The following is a 19,436-nucleotide window of genomic DNA, read 5'->3' on the forward strand; positions in this document are numbered from 1 at the left end:
ATCAGTGGAACGCCCGCCGGTCGATGCCATCGCGGAATGACGTTAAAACCCGCTATGGCACCAGTAACAACTTGCCCACCGACGAGCGTGATTCCATTGCCGAGTGTGCCGCGGCCGCTTCGGCGAGCGGAAACATTCTTGGGCTATCCACCCGCAGGTTGCCACTGCGGATCCATCCGAACAGCCGCCTGGCGCGTTCCTGCAACAGCTCCGGCGTCGGAATGTGATCCATGAATACCGCGTAGCCGATTTTGACGCTTTTCGGCAGAGACATCATCGAGAGGTTCGTATCCGCACCCAGGACCGGCCCGTACCAGCAGAAGGTTCCAGTCCGACGCAGAGCGGTCAGGGACCCCTCGAAGGTCACCGGCCCCGATCCATCGAAGACGACATCCACTCCCTCGCTGCCGGTCAGCCCCAAGACCTCATCCGCAAAGCCTGTTCCGTCATCGACGATGACGTGATCGGCGCCGGCCTCGGCAGCCGCTTCGACCTTGTCAGCTCGGGATACGCGGCCAATCACTTTGCCGCCCTGCATCTTGACGATCTGCGTGAGCAATTGCCCCAGACCGCCGGCTGCCGCATGAACCAAGGCCCAGTTGCCAGACCTGACTTGGTAGAACTCGGTCGCGAAATGACTCTCGGTCCCGCACGCTCTGGCTGAGCGGAGACACCGAGGGCGCGAAGGCCGTTGCTTGGCAGTCGGTCCGCGATGCATCCCGGCTCAACCACCCGGTCACCAGATGCATCGCGTTGATCTGGGCACTCGACGTCTATCTCTGGGCTGGGGACTTGGAGGCGGCCGAAGAGGCGCTCGCGGCTTTCGGGGAGTGCGCCGAAGCCAATGCCCTCGACCCCTATATCGCGGCGGCGGACGGCTATCGTGGCGCGATCGACATCGAACAGGGCCGGGCCACGGATGCTGCCCTCGACCTCGTATCGCAGAGTCTGACGCGCCTTCACGCGACGCGCTACGAGCTGCTGACGACACTGTTCTCGATCATGCTCGTGCGCGGCCTGATCCTGCGCGGCCGCTTTGGCGAAGCCCGGACGCTCGTCGAAACGACGATTGCGCGCGTCGAAGCCAATGGTGAGTCGTTCGCGTATCCCGAACTCCTTCGGCTAAAGGCTAGGATCCTGCACCATGCCGATGGCGACACCGCCGGCAGCGTGCAGATTCTTGGAACAGCTAGCCGGCTTGCGGAACGGCAAGGTGCCTTGGCCTGGCTTTCGCTGATCGAGCTTGATCGCGCGGCTCCCGCCGTCTCAGTCTAGTGGTCAGCCCTCGTCGACCGTGAGGCTGACACCCGTCACGTAGCCCGCTTCTTCGCAAGCCAAATAGGGGATCAAACCGCTGATCTCATCGGGATTGGCAAAGCGCTGCAGCGGCCTCATCTGAGCAAGATGGTCTGAGGGAGTGTCCTGGGTTTCATTGAGAAATGTCCGGGCTTTTGGGGCGAGAACAGTTGGGGGGCCGTGACATGTGGCGCGCCTGTCACCTATTCGATCTCCTGATCCGATGGGCGACGTGGCCTCTGGTGGGCAGGTCTGCTGCCCGATTCCGATGCTCGAGGTCTCGGAGCCGCCTGACCATTTGCGCTTGCTGGCGATGCCGGTTTCGGCCGGAGTAGGCCGAACTCCTCTTTCTCCGTGAACGCGGGAACATCGAACGTGACATTGTTTCGGATATTTTTCCGCGTGGATTGCGTTGCGCTCTTCGAAACGCCTGCCGAAGCTGCGATCGGAATGTGCGGATTCCGCGACCGCGCGACAGGCTGGTGCTGCGGGGCTGCCGCAGCCGTTCTGGCCACCGACCGTTCCGGCTGTCGGGGAGACGGACGGCTCCAATCCGAAGAGACGATGTTCGGCGTCAATGTCGTCGTCGCGTTATGCCGGCGCAGGTTCGGCCCGCCGTCTAGCCATTGCGTCAATTCCTCCGCGACCTCGCCGGCCTGCCGCGCGTGGAGGTGATCGAGAGTGTGACGGAAGCTCTGCGCGACCGCTGCCGTCGCCTGCAATCTCACCATGGCGTTGTCTATTGGGATTGCATCGAGAGCAGCGAGTTCGAGCATCGCTTGAGCGGCGATCTTCTGCCGTTCAAGGCGATGGCGCTCGAGTCGCTCCCGCAAAGCCTCCATCGCCTTGCTGAAATGGGCCCCGAGCCTGAGCGTGAACGCGACCAGCGCGTCATGAACAACAGCCGATTGCATCGCTGCATATCCGAGTTTCTTCTCCATGCGCTTGAGAAAGCGGCGTTCGCGACGCTTCATCTCGTCAGCGAACTGCGCGGCCATCGCCTGAGCCGCGTTCGCGTCGTCATGGCCTCTCTCAATTTGCGAGCACTCAGTTTCGAGGGCTTGGCGCGCCCGGATTGCCATCGAACCCGCGACATTCTCCCGCGAAGATGCGCTGCCGCGCCGGCGGGTCTGCGCTCGCCTTTCAGAAGGCGAGGCGACGATCGCGGTGACGGGCTCCTCCTTCTGTTCAAGCGTGATCTCCGCCACGCGGGAGAGGGCGCCGAGCGCGACGACCGGATTGATCCGGCCAAGGTGGTTGATCGCCTCTCGCATGATCCGGTGCTGTGACGAAGAAGCCGATACTGCGGCAGCAATGTCATCTCCGTGCTGAGCAAAGAGCTTCGACATGATGCCGGCGCCGGCATTCTGGCGCGGGCGCTTGCGTTGCCTGTCTGAAGCATCCGTGGTGCTGATCACGGTTGATGCGGTAGAGGCAGGTGCAGTTTCGGGCACCTCCCGCGCGTCGACAGATGCCAGTATCTGGCTGCCAGCCGCAAGCGCGAGGAGCGGTGATATCTCCGCGAGGCGGGGGAGGGCGGCGGCGCGCCCTGACGAGACGGGAGCATTCTGATGCTCCAGTTCCTGACAGATCGATCGCAGACCGATCTCGACGACACGGGGAGCACGCGCAGGCGCGCGTCGAGCGCGTTGACGGGGCTCCGTATCTGGTACTTTCCTCAAGAGGGAGGATGCCACCTGTCGGCTGGCCAATTGCGAGGCCCGTTCGGCGCGCCAGCCCCGCCCGGCAGTGCCGCGCCTCGCTTGTCGTTTCTCATATTCGATCTGGCCGCGGGGAACATAGATCACCGGTTCGAGATCGAGACCGCGGCGTTCGAAAGAACGATGATCCACCACATATCCGAGTTCGGCCGAGAGAAGGCCGGCCCAACGCGTCCTCATGGTTTCGATGGTGGATGAGATTGTCTTCTCGCGCCCATCCGCGCGGGTATAGCGAACCTCGGCGGCGGTGCCAGCTTCGCGCTTGCGCATCGCGATCCCGTCCAGCTCGCGCACCTTCTTGCCGAAATTCGCAGGGGCGAGCGAACGGGTCGTCATCAGGAAATGAGCGTGATCCCAATCGTGCTCAGGCTTGTTATGCACCGCGAACTGAACGCCGAGCCCGAGTTCCTCGGTCAGAAACCGCGCGAAGGCGATGGTGACGCGCTCGGCCGCTTCCGGCGAAAGCGCCCAGGGCAATGAGCAGCGCATATGCGAAGCCAGTCTCGGCAACTCGCGCGAACGCATCTGGTATTCGCCGTCTTTCCGGCGTTCCTTGCGATCCACCCAGTGCCAGAGTTCATGCGGCGTCATCACGCTTCCGGCCGGCAGCGACAGGCCGGTCATCGCAATCTCGTGCCGCCGATGGGGGTTATTGACGCGATGACCATCGAAGGAATGGCCACCAGTGATGTAGGCGCTGACCAGACCGGCGCTGGCGGGACCGAGGTGGGTCTTCGCGCGCACCCAACTGGTCGAGAGATGCATAGTCCGGTCGAACATCGTGAAACCCGGCCTTCCTCTCTCAAAAAGCACCGCAGGGACCGCGCAGTCCGACTTTTCGGACTGCTATAGCGGGCCCAAGGGGCTGACGCCCCCTGGGAACCCCCGGCCGTTTGATGGCTCGCGTTAATATGAATGCGTATATATGCTATTGCAAGAATCAGATTTATGGGTTTCAATTGTGTCGTCGCATTAACCCATAGGAGGTGACATTGGACGACATGTTGAAGCTGATGGATAAGTTCGCGAAGGCGAGGGCGCGTCAGCACGCCAACCGCGCGAAGCTGTTCCGCGTGGCGCAGAAGGTGTGGGAGACGACGAACAACCCGCATGCGATGTCCGGCCTGTTCAACGCCGCGAAGGCGCATTCGCCTGCGCTGGCGAAGGAATTGATCGTGGCCGGTGCCTCGACCGATTACACCTTCCCGGCCAGCGAGTTCGCCAACGAGGTGACTCGACAGCGCGCCGACGCGAAGGTCAAAGCTGCGGCCGCGGCGGCGGGGCAGGGTGCGAACCAGCAGGAGAAGAGCCAGTGACTTCCGACGAGCTGACCAAGCGCGCCTGCGCCCTGCTCGAGGCCTCGGTTCACAACGGTACGCCGCGCCTGGCGCCGACGACCTGCGTCAGGCTTGTCGCGACCATCGAGTCCGTTGCAGACACCCCCTGGGTCGAGGCGATCAAGCAGCGGGCCAAGGCGAATGCCGAGCAGGCGCTGCGCGAACTCGAGGCTGCTGTGGCCCGGGACGAGGCTCTTCGGGTCAAGGCGGAAACCGAAGCGACCCGCGAACAAGCCGGCATCGTCGGAGCTGCGTTTCACAAGCCGCAGTGATCCGATCGACAGGCTAACAAAAGGCCCGGCGTAGGCCGGGCCTTTTCATGTCCAGACTTCGCGCATGACGCGTTCGAGCTCGACAACGCGGCAATCGTCGATGCCGATCTCGGCGATCCAGTCGGTATAGCCATCGAGAACAGAGCCCTTGGGCCCTGCGATGATCGTCGCGATGCCCATCTGGTGGGCGAGCAGGATCAGGCCGGCGTCGCTGGCGAACCTCGCCTTCTGATCGTTCGTGCCGAGGCGCGGCGGCAAGACGATCACGCCGAGTTCGTGATCGCCTTCGCCCTGAAAGAACAGGTCGAATTTGCCGAAAGGCGGAAGCGATCGGGGCGTCGATTGAAGCCCTCGTATCCAGGGTTCGATGTCCTCGATCTTCCCGCGCACGGCGTCGAGGTAGTCCGGCGTCGGTGGAGCGCTCACTTTCGATCCGCCATGATGCTGCGAGGATTCGTAGCCGGCCCGGATCTGGGCGAGCGTGAGGTTGCCGGCATGGTATTGTTTGGCTGCTTCTGATGCCGCGTGGCGATCGCGTGGATGCCAGCGCGAGATCACGTCGGTGACGTTATAAGAGCTTCTCTCCAAACATTTCGCCAGTTCGCTGTCGTCGGCACGAACGGATTGGATGAAGCGCCAGCCGTGAACGAGGCGCCGGACATGCTGCTCTGTGGTGCCGCGCTCCTGCGCTACATCCCATAGCGCCGCTGTACGGTCAGTCCCTGTTCCTGTCTGGAGCGCTCGCTCCGCCGCGTTCGCGATGCCGATCCAGTCTGCGACAACATTTGGGTTCAGGCGCTTGCGTGCCACGTCGGTTCCGTCCGATATCTTGCTTAATATGGGCGCTTTAAATCGCAACAAACTACACATATGACAAGGGCGCTTTAGCCCGCGCTCTCTGCAAGAGGACCAAATTCCCGAAATCCGAGAGTAAGCTGACCCGCAATTAAGGCACCGCCGAAACCGAGGGCAAAAAAGCCAGCGTTTCAAAGGGTCGCGGGTGAAACTTCGCCAGGCCATCGCGAACTGAGCGCCGAAATCGCTCCGACGCAGCACCCTAAACAGCTCACGGGGGAGATTCCGGCATGACCGATTGGGCTCAGGTCGGCTAACCTTCTTCGCTCTTGGAGAACTGCGTGATTTCAAAGGTCCGGTTCAGCGAGATGGCCGGCTGCGGCCCGCGATGGCGGATCAACTGTCCCGTCTCGGTGGTCGCTTGTTGAACCGGACGAGCGCGATCTTAACAGCGACGAGTACCGGAACTGCGGCCACAAATAGTAAAGCCACTGCGATGAAGGCCGTGTTGAATGCGATCACGGTTGATTGCACTGCGACTGCCTTACCCAACAGGCTTCTGGCGCCTTGGACGGCAGCCGCAGTGTCCAGCCCCTTCCCGGAGAGCATGGTCGCCACGGCTGTCAGCCGCTCGTTTACCGCTAGGCTCCCCGAACTGATATGAGCATTGAGCACAGTGGCATTGGCGACAAGGTTCCGGTCGATCAGCGTCTGGAGCGCGGCGACGCCTATCAGGCCGCCGACCTGTCGGCCCATATTGAAGATGCCGATGCCGGAAGCGAGGGCATGGCGACCGAGATTGCCGAAGGCGATCAGCGTGATCGACAGGAAAAGAAAGCCAAGACCGAAGCCGCGCAGCAGAACCGCCGACATCATATCGGCGGTGCCACTTTCGCTGGTCGAACCGGACAGCATCCACATTGCCGTCATGACCATGAGGATTCCGAATGGCACGGTGGCGATCGGCGGAATTCGGCGGAACTGCATGAGCACGGCCGCAACGAGAAGCGCGGCGATGAAGGGCGCGCCGCTCGGCAGCAGGAGTTGCCCCGCAGCTGTCGGCGTGAACCCCAGGACGGACGCTGCGAAAGCGGGAATGAGATAAGCGCTTCCGAAAAGCGCCGCCCCGGCCACGAAGCTGACGATGAAGGCGAAAAGAAAATCCTGGGATCGAAAACAGGTGAAGGTGAGTAGCCCTCTATCCTTCGCCGCCGCCTGCTGCAGGATGAAACCGACAAAGGCCACCGCACCGAGCCCACTCAGCCATCCTATCCTCGGTTCTTCGAACCAGTTCCAGCGACTACCCTGGCTAAGAACGTAGGAGAAGCAGAATTGGGCAGTGGAAATAAGAACGATGCCAAGCCAATCGAAAGGGCGTTTGGCGCCGCCAGTGCTCTGGGGGCTTTCCGCGAGCATGAGGATACCGGCTCCCGCCAGGGCGAACGGTACGGCACAGAAGAAAACCCAGCTCCACGATTGAATGTCGAGCAACCAGCCCTGAAGAGCGGGCGCCGCCGTAGCAGGCGCGACGACCGCTCCCATGGCAAACAGAGCCTGCAGGATGGGCTGAAAGCGGCGCGGATACGCGATGAAAAGGAGCGTTTGTCCCGCGACGAGCAGAGTGCCGCCTGAAAAGCCCTGCGCGATCCGTAGTGCTATCAGAAGGTCCAGGCGGGTGGTGGCGGGGGCGACGGCGCAGGCGAGCCCCATCAGCAGGCTCGCCCCTACCAGCAGGCGACGCACCTCGATCCGGCTGGACAGCGCATGGGCGGTCGTGAAGGCGATCAGCTTTGATGTCGTGTAGCCAACATCGAGCCACGCGAACTCGTCGGGCGTCGCATGAATGTCTCCGATGATATTGTTGCGCCCCAGCGAGAGAATCGTGCCCGTGATTGCTTCTGCCAGCGTCGTCAGCAAGATGCCCGCAACCATCAACGTGCCGGACACGACGTGGTTGCGATCGGAGATGATCCTGGGAAGGAGCACGGTCATCTCGCGTCCGACAAATCAATCGAGACGCGAGCCGAGAGGCCGGGGACGAGGCGGCCGGCTGGCGGATAGTCGATAAAGCGAATCTTGACCGGTACCCGTTGCACGACGCGGACGAAATTCCCGGTAGCGTTGTCAGCGGGCAGAAGGCTGAAGGAGGAGCCGCTGCCGGGGGCAAAGCTGTCAACGGTGCCCTGGAAAACTTCGTCAGGATAGCCGTCGACCGTGATATGCAACCGCTGCCCCGTCTGGATGTGCGCGATCTGCGTCTCCTTGAAATTCGCCACGATCCATAAATCGGTCACCGGAACCAGATCCAGAAGCGCTACTCCGGGGGCGACGAGCCTTCCGACACGGATCTGGCGATTGCCGACCACGCCATCGATCGGCGCACGGACAACAGTGTTGTCGAGATCGATCTGCGCCAGCTCACGCGCCGCCTGCGCCTGCGCTACGGAGGCTGTTGCGGCCTCGCGCTGAGCGGCCAGAACAACCAGACGCTGCCGCTGCGCCTCCGTCGTCGCGGTGCCCGCCGACACACCTGCTTCGGCTCGCGATCGTGCGGCTTCAGCCTCGTCGAGTTGCGCCTGGCTGACAGCTCCACGTTGAACGAGCTCGCTGCGGCGATCCCAGCCTCGCCGCGCCAGGCTCAGTTCCGCCTCAGCCGATCGATAATGCGCCTCAGCCTGTCGAATGAGAGCATGCTGGAGCTGGATTTCGGCATCGACATTGGTAACGCGGGCCTGCGCGGCCTCGACATTGGCGACAGCTTGCGCCAGCCGCGCGCGATAATCCCGGTCGTCTATCCGGAACAGTATTTCGCCCCTGCGGACGGCCTGATTGTCTTCCACCTCGACGATCGTGACATAGCCGGCGACCTTCGGCGCAAGCGATGTCACGTCTCCCCTAACATAAGCATTGTCCGTGAAGATTTTTTCGCTCGAGCTCCGTGCCCAGCCGCCCGCGACCGCTGCCACGGCAGCAAAGCATAGCGACAGTCCGGCGATTTTCTTCCTGGGCAGGGTCACGGCGCAGCCTTTGGTAATTATCGTTACCGTTGACTGTTATGGTAATCAGAATTACCGGTCAACGGCGTGTTTCTGGAAAGGACCGAGACGTCCGGTGAATGCATCGAAAGAAGAGCAATCGAGCGTGCGCCGGGAGGCGCTGCTCAGGGCAGCGGCCGAGGAGTTCTTCGAGCGCGGGTACGTCGCGACGAGCATCGACGCGATCATAATGCGCGCTGGCGGATCGAAACGTAATATCTACAACGAGTTCGGCAACAAGGAGGGGCTCTTTCTGGCCCTCGTGCAGGAGAATGCGGATGCAGCGCTCTCCTCTTTGGAGTTTGACGAAATCGATAGCCCCGATCTGCGTGAAACATTGATCAGGTTCGGCCGGAACCTGCTGGCCGTCTACATGTCGCCTACCCTGATCGGCATCTACCGCACCATCGTCACGGAGGCCAACCGCTTCCCTGATCTTGCCAGATCCTTCTACGAGCGCGGCCCGGACCGCGCTACACGGCGACTTGCGGGCGTCCTCGAGGCCGCGAAGCAGCGGGGAGAGATCGAATCGGACGACACCCTGCAGCTGGCGGGCCATTTTGTCGGGATGATCCGCGACAATCTGCATCTGCAGGTCATTCTCGGCCTGCGCTCCCCGCCATCGGTCGACGAAGCTCGGCAGGCCGTGATCTCGGCCGTCGAAGTCTTCCTGCACGGTGTGTTTCGGCGGAACTCTGCGCAGATGGCCGATCGTGCCGATACGCCTCTCGGCATTGGTGATGCCGGATAGGCGGATCGATGATCGGCCATTCGCATGCTCTTTGCTGGCACGAAAAGCATTGCGAATCTCGTGCTCGCTCAAGTTGTCCCGCTTCATCACCATTTGGATGAGCGTGTCAGCCAAAAGCTCTTCAAGCGTAGGTTCGAGTACCTCGCACATATCTTCCCCGATCATGATATTGAGGTGCCGAAGCGGCTAGTGAAAGCCGCTTCGGACAATCAACTCATAGAGCGGCCGCCGTCATTTGAACGGAGCAGGGCGCGCGCTGCGAGAGGACATGATTTGAGACGCCGCGATTACCGCGACGGAGAGCCCCAACCCGACATGCAGCCACATTGGAGTTGCTATGGCGCCAAATCCCAGCGCCAAAGGAGCAACTACCGCCCAGGAGCCTAGGATGAGATTATAGCGGGCGGCGCTACTCTGGTTTCGATAGAGTGCGATCGCCGAAAAACATATGATCAATCCGCCGGTGACGGCCGCATTCCACGCAGCCAGCTGTGATCCGGCGTTCATAATTGAGGCGCAAGCCAGAACGGCTCCGAGGACCAAGTTAATCCACTCCGGGCCCTTGCTCAGTTCTTTGTTTCTCATGCCAAAATCCTATTTTCGGAATTGGAACGTCTCTTGATTTGCAGGAGTTCCAATACGAACATAGTTCTTGTATTTGTGTACGATTTTATACTATCGTTTTGATAAATTCCCTGAGCGAAAAGGCGGGATGGATATTATATGCGTTCGGGTTTACCTAATCTATTGATTAGGGGAGGCGCTATTTTCAGATACCTGCGCAAAATGTGTGGCGCGTTCTCATCCGGCGGTATCGTGGACCTACCGCAACCCTGACGCTGAGCCTTGCCGACCAATTCTCACATGACGGGTTGCCAGCATTCCGGTTGAATAGGGGGGCTTTGAAGGCGCCTAGACGCGCCGTTAGAGATCGAGCGCTTCGTCAACGGCTGCTGTGCCGTTGCGCGGCGGGCCGTGCGCCAGGAGAAGAGCGAGCCGCTCCTCGATGAAATTCAGTCTTGGCTGCTGCGCGAGCGCGAAACCATTTCGCGGCCCCTGAGGCTCCCGGTTACACACCTCGTCTTGTTCGAAGCGGCGTCGTTCCCATCGTCCGCTGAAAGGCGTAAGTGAACGAGCTCTGAGAACTATAGCCCGCTTGCGCAGCTACGGTTGCGATGGCGGAACCTGGGTCCTTCAGTGCCTTCTGCGCCAGTGCCATGCGCCAGTGTCTGACATATTCCATCGGTGCGCGGCCCAGGGACGAACGGAAACGAGCGGAAAACTGAGCCCGTGAAAGGTGGCTGATGGTCGCGAGGTCCGCCAGTCGCCAGTTGCGCCCGGGATCCTGGTGTATCGCTCTCAAGGCCATCCCGATTTTGGGATCGGATAAGGCCGCGAGCCAATGGCCGATCGGGCCGTCCGGTGCATTTCGCAGCACCTCGATGAAAATTATCTGCATGATCTGCTTCGCCATTGCCGCCGCGCCGGGAGTATCGGAAAGAAGCTCTTCCTCGAGCGTTTCGACGAGCCAGCGCAGGCGCCCCGCGGCTTGGTGGCCCGCGCGGATGATGACGACCGGTGGCAGCGCCTCTCGCAGGAACGCAATACCGGAAAGCATCAAACGACCGCTGAGGCACCGAAATATGGGGCCGGCTCCCGAAAGCAGTTGGGCATATGTGCGCTTGGCTGAGCCCCCGAAGATATCGGCCGCGGGTCTGGGCAGGACGCCGCGTTCGCTTGCGATAACGAACGCCAGGTTGGGGCCAACCAGAAAGCAGTCGCCGGCCCCCAGCTCCCATTGCTGGTCACCAATTTGAAGGAGACAGCGGCCCTCCTTGACGATGTTGCACTTGAGCGCGCGCGTTGGAAGGACATCGATGGCCCAGCGGCCTTGTGCCACGAGGCCCGTCGACATCGCTGCGTGGGCATCGACCACGTCCAGGAGTTGAGAAAGGGGGTCTTCGACGAGCGACATAAGACGATCTCGATATTATTCAGGATAATCATATATGGGGCGTCTTGCGTGTGAGGCCCATCTCTTCTGTATGTCTCAACAGGAGAAGACCATGCCTTGCCTCCAGAAGCCCCTCGGCACCCCGTTCAATGCCTTCACGAAAGCTGAAGAGGTTGCGCGCGATCACGACCTCTCCGGAAAGACCGCCATCGTGACCGGAGGCGCGTCGAATCTGGGCCGCGAGACGGTGCGGGTTCTCGCGTCGAAAGGAGCGAGTGTCATTGTCCCCGCCCGCGATCAGGGGGCTGCACGACGCGATTTGTCAGGTATTCCGCGGGTGGAAATCATGCCCTTGGACCTGCTCGATCCGAGGTCGATACGGGACTTTGCCGCAGCTTTCCTCGGCCGGAAGACTGCCCTTGACCTGCTCATTCTCAGCGCCGGTGTCATGGCTACACCGTTGTTCCGGGACGACAACGGGCATGAGGGACAATTGGCCACCAACCATATCGGCCATTTTCGCCTGACGACGGCGTTGTGGCCCGCCTTGCGCTCGGCCAATGGCGCCCGTGTCGTCGTACTATCGTCGCGCGGGCACCAACTCGGGGGCCTCGATCTCGGTGATCTCGATTTCGAGCACCGTCCTTACGATAAGTGGCTCGCCTATGGTCAGGCGAAAACGGCAAACGCGCTTTTTGCGGTCTCCCTCGATCTGCGCGGGCTCAACCATGGTGTCAGGGTGTTCTCTGTCCATCCCGGATCGATCCTCGGACCGCTGGCGCGGCATCTGACCCGCGAGGAGATCGACTCCTTCGGAGCGTTGAACAAGGACGGCACTGCCGTGGTCGATCCCGCCCGGGACATGAAGACCGCGGAACAGGGAGCGGCGACGACGATCTGGTGTGCCACCGCGTCAGAGCTGGCGGGCTTTGGGGGTGTGTATTGTGAGGACTGCGACATTGCCCCGCTTGAGGAAGATGCCCGTTTCGGCGTGCGCCCCTTTGCCGTCGATCCGGCTGCCGCCGAAGCTCTGTGGGCTCGCACAAGGCTATGGACGGGCAGTGACTTGCCTGCCTGATCGTGGGTGAAAGCTGCATGCGTCGGCCGGTTGCAGGCATCAGGATGCATGCTGTGAGCGCATCGCAACACCTGGAGTCGATGACGGGTGCGAACTCCAGGTGCCTTGTCGTCCAACCCGGCGGCCCAGTGCGAACAGGCGTTGCATGTACTCCCGATCAAACTCCGAGTTCGCGATTGCAGAAAACTCGCGCGGGATCGCCGTGAAACGCAGCTGAGCTCCGGCTGCTCTTGCCTGGGCGTCGAGGCGCGTCAGATCCGCGATCGACTGGTATTTCACGATCGTTGCGATAGCCCGTCGGGCGATTTTCAGCGCGCTCTCCTCCGTGACCGCAAAATCCGGTGCCAGCTTTCCATTGAGAATGACGAAGAGGCGCCGGTCGCGCACGCGTCCGAAATGACGTCGTTCGAACGCATTGAGACCGACGCCGGGCGGAGCAAATAAGAGCTGCGAGACGGTGCCGCCATCGATATGGAGTTCCTGCGTCGTCCTGCCTAATGCCTCAACATCGATCCGAACGGGCGGAAAGACCGCGGGAATGGCGGCGGAGGCCAGCAGAACGTCGATCATGATCTCTCTGCGATCCGGGCGTTCGCTCGCAGCTATGGCCGAAATATCCCAGATGACCGGGCGCTGCGCATCGATGTTCGTGGTCTGGATCAGCAGCCGGCGACCGATCCGATATTCGGCAGCGATTGCGTCGACCACATGTTCGGTCAGATATCGTCCGATCAACGAGCGCAGCGGCTTGCTGTCGTACAGACTCCGCCCGACGACGCCGATCAGACCGAGATTGGTATAGATGTCACCGTCGCCGTAGAGCGTAAAAATCTGCTCCAGTTGCCCGTCGTATCGAGACCCGAGAAACGCGAATGGCGCCGCAAGGGCTCCGGTGCTGACCCCGGTGACGACCTCGAAATGGGGACGGTCCCCCTTCTCAGTCCAGCCGACCAGAACGCCTGCGGCGTAAGCGCCGTCCGAACCTCCTCCTGAGATTGCGAGGAAATCGGCCCTGCGACGGGAAGCCCGAGGGAATTGCGGGGACTGCATCGCGGATTTCAGGCTGTCATATTGGTGGTCGATGAGAGCCCGTGCCTCCGGCGTGAATTGGTCTCCCCAGGTGCGCGCCAACTTGACCTGTCCGATCTGTGCCGACGCGGCCAGCCCGGCGGGAACAGGTGCACGATCATGCGTGAGAACGCATCCGGACAGTGTGGAGCCGATCAGAATGATGGTGGCGGCCACCCTCCAGTCCGCACTACGAAAAGGCCCGGTCTTGTTCGGCTCCATGACATGCTACCTCGGAGAAGGAAGTATCCGATCGAGAGACGTGCAATACTCGTCTTCGCGCATCATGCGGCTCGAGGCTTCCGGATAAATCGGCATGAAGAATAGCTGCGCTTGCGATTGGCAGAGGCCGGATCAGTAGAAGCTCCAGCCAAAGCAGTGCTCGGGTATAGGAGCAAATATTCAGCCCGTAGGATTCGTCGGCATCGGGCAGCGCTGGCACCGTATTTCCGCAGCTCACCGGTCAGCGGAATTAAGACCTTCGATCAGGGTCTGTTCGACGCCCGGACAGTTCCTGCAAGGGTGTGCATGAAGCAACGTCGATACCGCTCTGCACGCATCTGCCCAGCAACAACGCTTGCAAATGTGCCGCGAGTGACACGGGCGTCGGGCAGTCTGCTCGGATCTTGGGACGCCGCCGATGGGAAAGCAGGAAGGCGCTGCAATGGCTGAGCAGGATCAAGGAATGCGCGCTGCCGGGCGAGATGACCACGGTGTCGATCGGCAACGGCGGGGCTGCCTGGGCGTTGCCGCGCTGGCCGCAGCATCTCCGTTCGCGCTTCTCGGCGAGCCTCTGGCGCAAACGACGTCCTCATCCGACTCGCGAACCGTGGCCTCCAGCACGGGCGCTCCGGCGCTGGGGCCTTTGAAGCACGTTCCGGCCGGGGTTCTCAGCGTCGGCTACGCCGAACTCGGGCCTAGTGACGGGACGCCTGTCCTCCTGCTGCACGGCTGGCCCTACGACATCGACAGCTACGCCGAGGTCGCGCCCATTCTGGCCGCGGCAGGTTATCGCGCGATCGTGCCGTATCTGCGTGGGCATGGAGCGACCCGGTTCCTGTCGGCTGACACACCGCGCAACGGCCAGCAGGCCGCGCTGGCATACGACATCCTGGCCTTCATGGACTCGCTGGGAATCGAGGAGGCCGTTCTCGCGGGCTATGACTGGGGCGGAAGGATCGCCAACGTCATCGCTGCCCTGTGGCCCGGGCGTTGCAAGGCTATGGTCGTCGCAAGCGGTTATCTGATCGGCAGCCAGGAGCTCGGGAAGGTGCCGCTGTCTCCCCGTGCCGAACTCCAGTGGTGGTATCAGCACTACTTCGCTACTCCGCGCGGCGAGGCCGGATATGCGAAGAACACCGCCGAGTTCGCCCGGCTGATCTGGCAACTGGCGTCTCCGCGCTGGTCGTTCGATGCATCGACCTTCGCGCCCTCCTTGCCGGCGTTCGACAATCCAGACCACGTCGCCATCACGATACACAACTACCGCTGGCGCCTGGGTCTCGCTTCGGGCGAGCCGGTCTATGACGGCATTGAAAGCATGCTGGCCGCATTTCCGGCGATTGCCGTGCCGTCGATCTCCGTTGAGGGCGATGCCAACGGCGCCCCACATCCCGATCCCGCGACCCATGCGAAGCGGTTCACCGGCCGATACGAGCACCGGCTGCTTGCCGGAGGCATCGGCCACAATCCGTCGCAGGAGGCGCCCGCGGCTTTTGCGCGGGCCATCCTCGATGCGGATCGACTTTGAGAGGATTCGTCGCTCCCTCAAGCAAAAACCCAGGAAGGCTCCGATGCCCCTTCGTCTCGACTACTTTCAGGCCTCTCCGCACCTCGGCAGGAAATTCGCGGAGCTGAACCAACTCATCAACGCGAGCCCATCGCTCAAGGACATTGGCCATCTGGCGGCACTGCGCGCCTCGCAGATCAACGGGTGCCCCTTCTGCGTCGATTTCCACGTCAAGGAAGGGCGGCTCCAAGGTGAGGGAGAGCTTCGCCTGCATCACGTGCTGATCTGGCGAGAATCGCCGCTCTTCTCGGAAAAGGAGCGGGCCGCTTTCGCATGGACCGAAGCGCTGACCAGGCTGGAAGGCCAGGACGTCCCGGACGCGACTTTCGATGCCGCCTGCTCGCTCTTTTCGGATCAGGAACTCGCAGATCTTTCCTTCCTGATCTTTTTCGTCAATGGCTGGAACCGGTTGGGGATCGCCTTCAAAACCGTGCCCGGCTCCGCTGACAAGCTGTTCGGTCTCGACAGGGCCGAGATGAGCTGAATGAGCCGGCGAGAGGAGGCGGCCGAGGTCCAAGAGGCCCGCGCGGCACGAGGCCTTGCGCCTACACCTGCCTATGCCGGGGTACAGGCTGACCTGGCGCTTCGTGGAAGGCGGATACCGATCGGTCTGATGGCGGCCCAGGCTCCCAGCTCGAATAATTCCTCTGATTTCCCAGTGCTGCCCACCTGTCCGGCGCTCTGAACGGGCTTGCATGACGGCAGCCCCATTCTACGAGAGGCAAGCAATGAAGTATTCCCTCATTGACGAGGCGAAGCTGCCTCGAAACCGGGTGGCTGCCGCGACAGTCGTCATCATGGTGGCCTTCAACGGCATCTTCCTGTCCTTGAACGGCCTCTTCATGCTGATCGAACCGCTGGCCTGGTACGAGCTGGTGCCGGGCGTGACGGACACCGGCTTCTTCAACCAGCATTTCATCCGTGATATCGGGATGATTCAATTGTTTCTCGGCGTGGCGTTCGGTGTCGGTCTGTTCGTGCCGGAGCGCCGTGTCGGGCTGTGGATGGCCGCCACGTCCTGGCTTTGCGCCCATGCTCTCTTCCATTTCTGGGAGGTCGCGGTCGGGATCTGTTCGCCCGCCGTCATCCCCCGGGATTTTCCGGCCGTGACGCTGCCCGCCCTTCTCGGCCTGGCATTGAGTTTCTGGGCGATGCGGCGTGCCAGGCAGGCTGATGGGCAGTTTGGGGCGAAAGGTTCCCAGCCGGTCGGCGAGCGGGTCTGTCCCTGTGCTCGGCCCCGCGTCTCGCGAACCTAGACCTCCGGACCGGTTGGCTATCCTCGCTGGCAGATAGTCGCTCTCGCGAGCCGAGCGCATGGTTGTCTGCAACCCACTGGCATCCTGGAGAATGCAAATGAGAACGAGCACTTTTGCCGTTGCCCTCACCGCTGTCTTGACCGGCGCGATGGCACTGCCGGCGCAATCTGCGCCGCAAGCGAAGCCGACCATCATTCTAGTGCACGGAGCCTTCGCGGAATCCGCGAGCTGGAACCCGGTGATCGCTCGGCTGAATAACGCCGGCTACCGCACCATCGCGGCGGCCAACCCACTTCGCGGCGTGAAGGGGGACGCGGCGCAAGTGGCGAGCGTCATCCGGTCGACGCCCGGACCCGTCGTGTTGGTCGGCCATTCCTATGGCGGACCGGTCATCACGGAAGCCGCCAACGGGCAGGCGAACGTCAAGGCCCTGGTTTATGTCGCCGGGTTCGCGCCCGAAGCAGGGGAATCCAGTCTCATTCTCTCCAGCAAGTTTCCGGGCAGCACGCTGGGAGACGCACTCCAGCCCGTCACTCGGGCGGGCGGGGAGCGCGATCTCTATATCCGGCCGGATCGGTTCCGCGCCCAGTTCGCGGCGGACGTTTCGAGCAAGCAGGCCGCTCTGATGGCGGCCACGCAACGCCCTGTCGCGGAAGCCGCCTTGGTGGAGCCGTCCGGCGCGCCTTCCTGGAAGGCCCTGCCGTCCTACATGATCTACGGCACGGGTGACCGGAACATTCCGCCTGCGGTGATGGACTTCATGGCGCAGCGCGCGCGTGCGGTGAAGACCGTGGTCATCAAGGGAGCTTCGCACGCCCTGATGGTCTCGCATCCCGCCGAGGTCGCTTCCCTCATCGAACTGGCGGCCTCACCGCGATGAACCAACGGCTGCGGGCGGGATGCCCGCAACCGTTCCTCTTCCGGAACCTGATGATGGACGCGTGCTCCCCACTGTCAGGGTTGCGCGTCGGTGGCAGCCAGGCTCAGCCCACCAAACACCCGCCGCGCGCCAAGCAATGTGTGCGCGGCTGTCTTGTGTTGTAATATCTGTGTTTTTCTGCCGTCTTGATACAATTTGCTTTGTATTGTTGCTGCGGAATATATCTATAATATGCTATACTATAGTGCAGCATATCCTGTCTGCAGTGACGGTCGACTAAAAAATACTTGAGTTCTAGCGTCTTCGTTGCCGCGCACAAAGTGGCGATCATCAGGAGACGAACATGAGCCAGGATACCCTTTCCCAGTCCAGGCGGCCGGCGCCCGAAGAGCTCGTCCCGTCGCGATATGCGGTGCAGATCGGCGATATCGACGTGCTGGTGGTCAGCGATGGCGTGCTGCCGCTTCCGACCAAGATGCTGGGCCACAACGCGGACTCGGCCGTGCGTGCGGCCTGGATGACCAACATGTTCCTGCCCGCTGACAGTTTCGACTGGTCTCTGAACGTGGTGGTGGTGCGCAGCGGCGACCAGACCGTGCTCATCGATGCCGGGCTGGGGCTGGATCCGAACCTGAATCTTCCTCGGGCCGGGCAACTGGTCAGGCGGCTGGAAGCCGCCGGCATCGATCTCGGTTCGGTGACGGATGTGGTGCTGACCCACATGCACATGGACCATATCGGCGGGCTGCTCGTCGAGGGCGTGAAGGAGCGGCTCCGTCCGGACCTGCGGATCCATGTCGCCGCCGCCGAAGTTGCGTTCTGGGAGGCGCCGGACTTCACTCATGCGGTCATGCCGGAGGGCTTCCCCGATGCGCTTCGGGCGACCGCCAAGCGTTTCGCGAAGGAATATCGCAGCCATCTGCGGCTGTTCGACGAGACGCATGAGGTCGCTCCCGGCGTCGTCGCCCATCGCACCGGCGGACATACCCCCGGCCACTGCGTGGTTCGGATGGCATCCGGCAACGACCGGCTGACCTTCGCAGGCGACGCCGTGTTTGCCGTCGGCTTCGACCATCCCGACTGGCACAACGGGTTCGAGCATGATCCCGAGGAGGCCGCGCGCGTTCGTATCCGCCTCCTGACGGAGCTGGCGGAAACCGGGGAGATGCTCGTGGCCACACACCTGCCTTTCCCGTCGGTCGGTCGGGTCGCGGCAGACGGCGGCGCCTTCCGCTGGGTCCCTGTCTTCTGGGACTACTGAACTCCATCGGGTGGCGCGCGCCGGAATACCCGGCCGCGCGGCCCGCAAATCCGTCCTTAGGCGAGGCCGGTCTTCGTCACAATCCATCGAACGGCGTGTCACATGGCTGGCCGCAAACGGAGGCATCTCATGAAAGTCGTCATCATCGGCGGAACCGGGCTAATCGGCTCCAAGACCGCGGAGCGCCTGCGCAAGCAGGGACACGAGGTCATCGCCGCCGCTCCGAACACGGGCGTCAACACGATCACGGGCGAAGGCCTGGCGGAAGCCCTCCAGAACGCCGCCGTCGTGATCGACCTGTCGAACTCGCCGTCCTTCGAGGACAAGGCCGTCCTCGAATTCTTCCAGACATCGGGCCGGAATCTGATCGCGGCGGAGAAGGCAGCCGGCGTGAAACACCACGTCGCGCTCTCCATCGTCGGGACGGATCGCCTGCCGGATAGCGGCTATCTGCGCGCCAAGGTGGCGCAGGAGAAGATCATCCGGGAAGCCGGTATTCCCTTTACGATCTTGCGTTCGACGCAGTTCATGGAGTTCCTCGGTGGCATTGCTCAGGCCGGCACGACCGGCGATACCACCCGTCTCTCGACGGGCTACCTGCAACCGATCGCGTCGGACGACGTCGCCGACTTCGTGACGGAAGCTGCCCTGGCTGCCCCTGCCAACGGCATCATCGAAATCTCCGGTCCCGAGCGCGCCCGTCTGTGCGATTTCGTCGCGCGCTACCTCAAGGCGATCGGGGACACGCGCTCCGTCGTCGCGGATCCGGATGCCCACTACTTCGGCACCCGCCTGGAAGACGGCTCTCTCGTTTCCGACGACAAGCCGCGCCTCGGCCGCATCGGCTTCGACGAGTGGTTCACGACCACGCCGCGACGATAGTCGGGCGACGCGGGCTCAAAAAGGGCGGCTTCCCGTCCTCGTCCCTCACGTCCGCCGGGTC

20 protein-coding genes are annotated in these 19,436 nt (G+C 62.3%); 11 read left to right on the forward strand and 9 right to left on the reverse strand.

Annotation, left to right across the window (positions count from 1 at the left end):
- Nucleotides 1-52: 52 nt before the first annotated feature.
- A complete protein-coding gene (locus CE453_RS10290; RefSeq protein WP_248308023.1) occupies nucleotides 53-559 on the reverse strand; it encodes a zinc-binding dehydrogenase in 507 nt (168 codons plus the stop codon).
- Nucleotides 560-753: 194 nt separating this feature from the next.
- Here CE453_RS10290 and CE453_RS10295 point away from each other — a divergent pair, with 194 nt between their 5' ends.
- Nucleotides 754-1,275 (forward strand): hypothetical protein, encoded by a 522-nt coding sequence (locus CE453_RS10295; RefSeq protein WP_089174505.1) that lies wholly within the window; start codon nucleotides 754-756, stop codon nucleotides 1,273-1,275.
- A gap of 3 nt (nucleotides 1,276-1,278) precedes the next feature.
- Here CE453_RS10295 and CE453_RS29050 read toward each other — a convergent pair whose 3' ends face one another.
- Together CE453_RS29050 and CE453_RS10300 are read right to left on the reverse strand one after the other, a co-directional pair.
- On the reverse strand, nucleotides 1,279-1,395 hold the full coding sequence (locus tag CE453_RS29050) for an SDR family oxidoreductase (protein ID WP_157732981.1): 117 nt from the start codon (nucleotides 1,393-1,395) through the stop codon (nucleotides 1,279-1,281).
- A gap of 104 nt (nucleotides 1,396-1,499) precedes the next feature.
- Nucleotides 1,500-3,797, reverse strand: a complete 2,298-nt coding sequence (locus tag CE453_RS10300) for a MobA/MobL family protein (RefSeq protein ID WP_089174506.1) — start codon at nucleotides 3,795-3,797, stop codon at nucleotides 1,500-1,502.
- Nucleotides 3,798-4,018: 221 nt separating this feature from the next.
- Here CE453_RS10300 and CE453_RS10305 point away from each other — a divergent pair, with 221 nt between their 5' ends.
- Both CE453_RS10305 and CE453_RS10310 read left to right on the forward strand, forming a co-directional pair.
- Nucleotides 4,019-4,333, forward strand: a complete 315-nt coding sequence (locus tag CE453_RS10305) for a hypothetical protein (RefSeq protein ID WP_089174507.1) — start codon at nucleotides 4,019-4,021, stop codon at nucleotides 4,331-4,333.
- Entirely contained in the window at nucleotides 4,330-4,626 is a 297-nt protein-coding gene (locus tag CE453_RS10310; RefSeq protein ID WP_089174508.1) for a hypothetical protein, read from the forward strand. Before CE453_RS10305 ends, CE453_RS10310 begins: the two co-directional genes overlap by 4 nt.
- A 45-nt stretch (nucleotides 4,627-4,671) precedes the next feature.
- Here CE453_RS10310 and CE453_RS10315 read toward each other — a convergent pair whose 3' ends face one another.
- The 3 genes from CE453_RS10315 to CE453_RS10325 form a co-directional block, all read right to left on the reverse strand.
- Entirely contained in the window at nucleotides 4,672-5,436 is a 765-nt protein-coding gene (locus CE453_RS10315; RefSeq protein ID WP_089174509.1) for a hypothetical protein, read from the reverse strand.
- Between the two features lie 381 nt (nucleotides 5,437-5,817).
- Nucleotides 5,818-7,413: an MFS transporter gene (locus tag CE453_RS10320; RefSeq protein ID WP_089174510.1), complete on the reverse strand. Its 1,596-nt coding sequence runs from the start codon at nucleotides 7,411-7,413 to the stop codon at nucleotides 5,818-5,820.
- On the reverse strand, nucleotides 7,410-8,438 hold the full coding sequence (locus CE453_RS10325) for an HlyD family secretion protein (protein ID WP_248308024.1): 1,029 nt from the start codon (nucleotides 8,436-8,438) through the stop codon (nucleotides 7,410-7,412). Before CE453_RS10325 ends, CE453_RS10320 begins: the two co-directional genes overlap by 4 nt.
- A gap of 94 nt (nucleotides 8,439-8,532) precedes the next feature.
- Between CE453_RS10325 and CE453_RS10330 the strand changes: the two genes are divergently transcribed.
- A complete protein-coding gene (locus tag CE453_RS10330) occupies nucleotides 8,533-9,207 on the forward strand; it encodes a TetR/AcrR family transcriptional regulator (RefSeq protein ID WP_089174512.1) in 675 nt (224 codons plus the stop codon).
- A gap of 231 nt (nucleotides 9,208-9,438) precedes the next feature.
- Here CE453_RS10330 and CE453_RS10335 read toward each other — a convergent pair whose 3' ends face one another.
- Both CE453_RS10335 and CE453_RS10340 read right to left on the reverse strand, forming a co-directional pair.
- On the reverse strand, nucleotides 9,439-9,792 hold the full coding sequence (locus CE453_RS10335) for an SPW repeat domain-containing protein (protein ID WP_089174513.1): 354 nt from the start codon (nucleotides 9,790-9,792) through the stop codon (nucleotides 9,439-9,441).
- Nucleotides 9,793-10,276: 484 nt separating this feature from the next.
- Nucleotides 10,277-11,182 (reverse strand): AraC family transcriptional regulator, encoded by a 906-nt coding sequence (locus CE453_RS10340; RefSeq protein WP_089174514.1) that lies wholly within the window; start codon nucleotides 11,180-11,182, stop codon nucleotides 10,277-10,279.
- A 91-nt stretch (nucleotides 11,183-11,273) separates the two neighbouring features.
- On the opposite strand from CE453_RS10340, the gene CE453_RS10345 reads away from it, so the two are divergent.
- Nucleotides 11,274-12,239, forward strand: coding sequence for an SDR family NAD(P)-dependent oxidoreductase (locus CE453_RS10345; RefSeq protein ID WP_089177817.1), 966 nt, complete (start codon nucleotides 11,274-11,276; stop codon nucleotides 12,237-12,239).
- 39 nt (nucleotides 12,240-12,278) lie between these two features.
- On the opposite strand, the gene CE453_RS10350 is transcribed toward CE453_RS10345, so the two are convergent.
- Nucleotides 12,279-13,484 (reverse strand): patatin-like phospholipase family protein, encoded by a 1,206-nt coding sequence (locus CE453_RS10350; RefSeq protein WP_157732983.1) that lies wholly within the window; start codon nucleotides 13,482-13,484, stop codon nucleotides 12,279-12,281.
- Between the two features lie 487 nt (nucleotides 13,485-13,971).
- Here CE453_RS10350 and CE453_RS10355 point away from each other — a divergent pair, with 487 nt between their 5' ends.
- The 6 genes from CE453_RS10355 (at nucleotide 13,972) to CE453_RS10380 (ending at nucleotide 19,375) form a co-directional block, all read left to right on the forward strand.
- On the forward strand, nucleotides 13,972-15,057 hold the full coding sequence (locus tag CE453_RS10355) for an alpha/beta fold hydrolase (RefSeq protein WP_248308025.1): 1,086 nt from the start codon (nucleotides 13,972-13,974) through the stop codon (nucleotides 15,055-15,057).
- Nucleotides 15,041-15,580, forward strand: a complete 540-nt coding sequence (locus tag CE453_RS10360) for a carboxymuconolactone decarboxylase family protein (protein ID WP_248308026.1) — start codon at nucleotides 15,041-15,043, stop codon at nucleotides 15,578-15,580. The genes CE453_RS10355 and CE453_RS10360 overlap by 17 nt, the downstream gene beginning before the upstream one ends.
- Nucleotides 15,581-15,791: 211 nt before the next feature.
- A complete protein-coding gene (locus CE453_RS10365) occupies nucleotides 15,792-16,352 on the forward strand; it encodes a hypothetical protein (RefSeq protein WP_210191869.1) in 561 nt (186 codons plus the stop codon).
- A gap of 97 nt (nucleotides 16,353-16,449) precedes the next feature.
- Nucleotides 16,450-17,232, forward strand: coding sequence for an alpha/beta fold hydrolase (locus CE453_RS10370; protein ID WP_089174518.1), 783 nt, complete (start codon nucleotides 16,450-16,452; stop codon nucleotides 17,230-17,232).
- 343 nt (nucleotides 17,233-17,575) lie between these two features.
- Nucleotides 17,576-18,493, forward strand: coding sequence for an MBL fold metallo-hydrolase (locus CE453_RS10375; protein ID WP_089174519.1), 918 nt, complete (start codon nucleotides 17,576-17,578; stop codon nucleotides 18,491-18,493).
- 129 nt (nucleotides 18,494-18,622) lie between these two features.
- Nucleotides 18,623-19,375, forward strand: a complete 753-nt coding sequence (locus CE453_RS10380; protein ID WP_089174520.1) for an SDR family oxidoreductase — start codon at nucleotides 18,623-18,625, stop codon at nucleotides 19,373-19,375.
- The last annotated feature ends 61 nt before the right edge of the window (nucleotides 19,376-19,436 follow it).

Origin of the sequence: Bosea sp. AS-1 (genome assembly GCF_002220095.1) — a bacterium.
Lineage (GTDB): Bacteria > Pseudomonadota > Alphaproteobacteria > Rhizobiales > Beijerinckiaceae > Allobosea.

Coding starts and splice junctions, on each gene's coding strand:
- CE453_RS10370 (WP_089174518.1), top strand. CDS start 16,450: ATGAGAACGAGCACTTTTGCCGTTGCCCTCACCGCTGTCTTGACCGGC.
- CE453_RS29050 (WP_157732981.1), bottom strand. CDS start 1,395: ATGAGGCCGCTGCAGCGCTTTGCCAATCCCGATGAGATCAGCGGTTTG.
- CE453_RS10355 (WP_248308025.1), top strand. CDS start 13,972: ATGGCTGAGCAGGATCAAGGAATGCGCGCTGCCGGGCGAGATGACCAC.
- CE453_RS10320 (WP_089174510.1), bottom strand. CDS start 7,413: ATGACCGTGCTCCTTCCCAGGATCATCTCCGATCGCAACCACGTCGTG.
- CE453_RS10375 (WP_089174519.1), top strand. CDS start 17,576: ATGAGCCAGGATACCCTTTCCCAGTCCAGGCGGCCGGCGCCCGAAGAG.
- CE453_RS10340 (WP_089174514.1), bottom strand. CDS start 11,182: ATGTCGCTCGTCGAAGACCCCCTTTCTCAACTCCTGGACGTGGTCGAT.
- CE453_RS10300 (WP_089174506.1), bottom strand. CDS start 3,797: ATGTTCGACCGGACTATGCATCTCTCGACCAGTTGGGTGCGCGCGAAG.
- CE453_RS10335 (WP_089174513.1), bottom strand. CDS start 9,792: ATGAGAAACAAAGAACTGAGCAAGGGCCCGGAGTGGATTAACTTGGTC.
- CE453_RS10345 (WP_089177817.1), top strand. CDS start 11,274: ATGCCTTGCCTCCAGAAGCCCCTCGGCACCCCGTTCAATGCCTTCACG.
- CE453_RS10360 (WP_248308026.1), top strand. CDS start 15,041: ATGCGGATCGACTTTGAGAGGATTCGTCGCTCCCTCAAGCAAAAACCC.
- CE453_RS10365 (WP_210191869.1), top strand. CDS start 15,792: ATGACGGCAGCCCCATTCTACGAGAGGCAAGCAATGAAGTATTCCCTC.
- CE453_RS10380 (WP_089174520.1), top strand. CDS start 18,623: ATGAAAGTCGTCATCATCGGCGGAACCGGGCTAATCGGCTCCAAGACC.
- CE453_RS10305 (WP_089174507.1), top strand. CDS start 4,019: ATGTTGAAGCTGATGGATAAGTTCGCGAAGGCGAGGGCGCGTCAGCAC.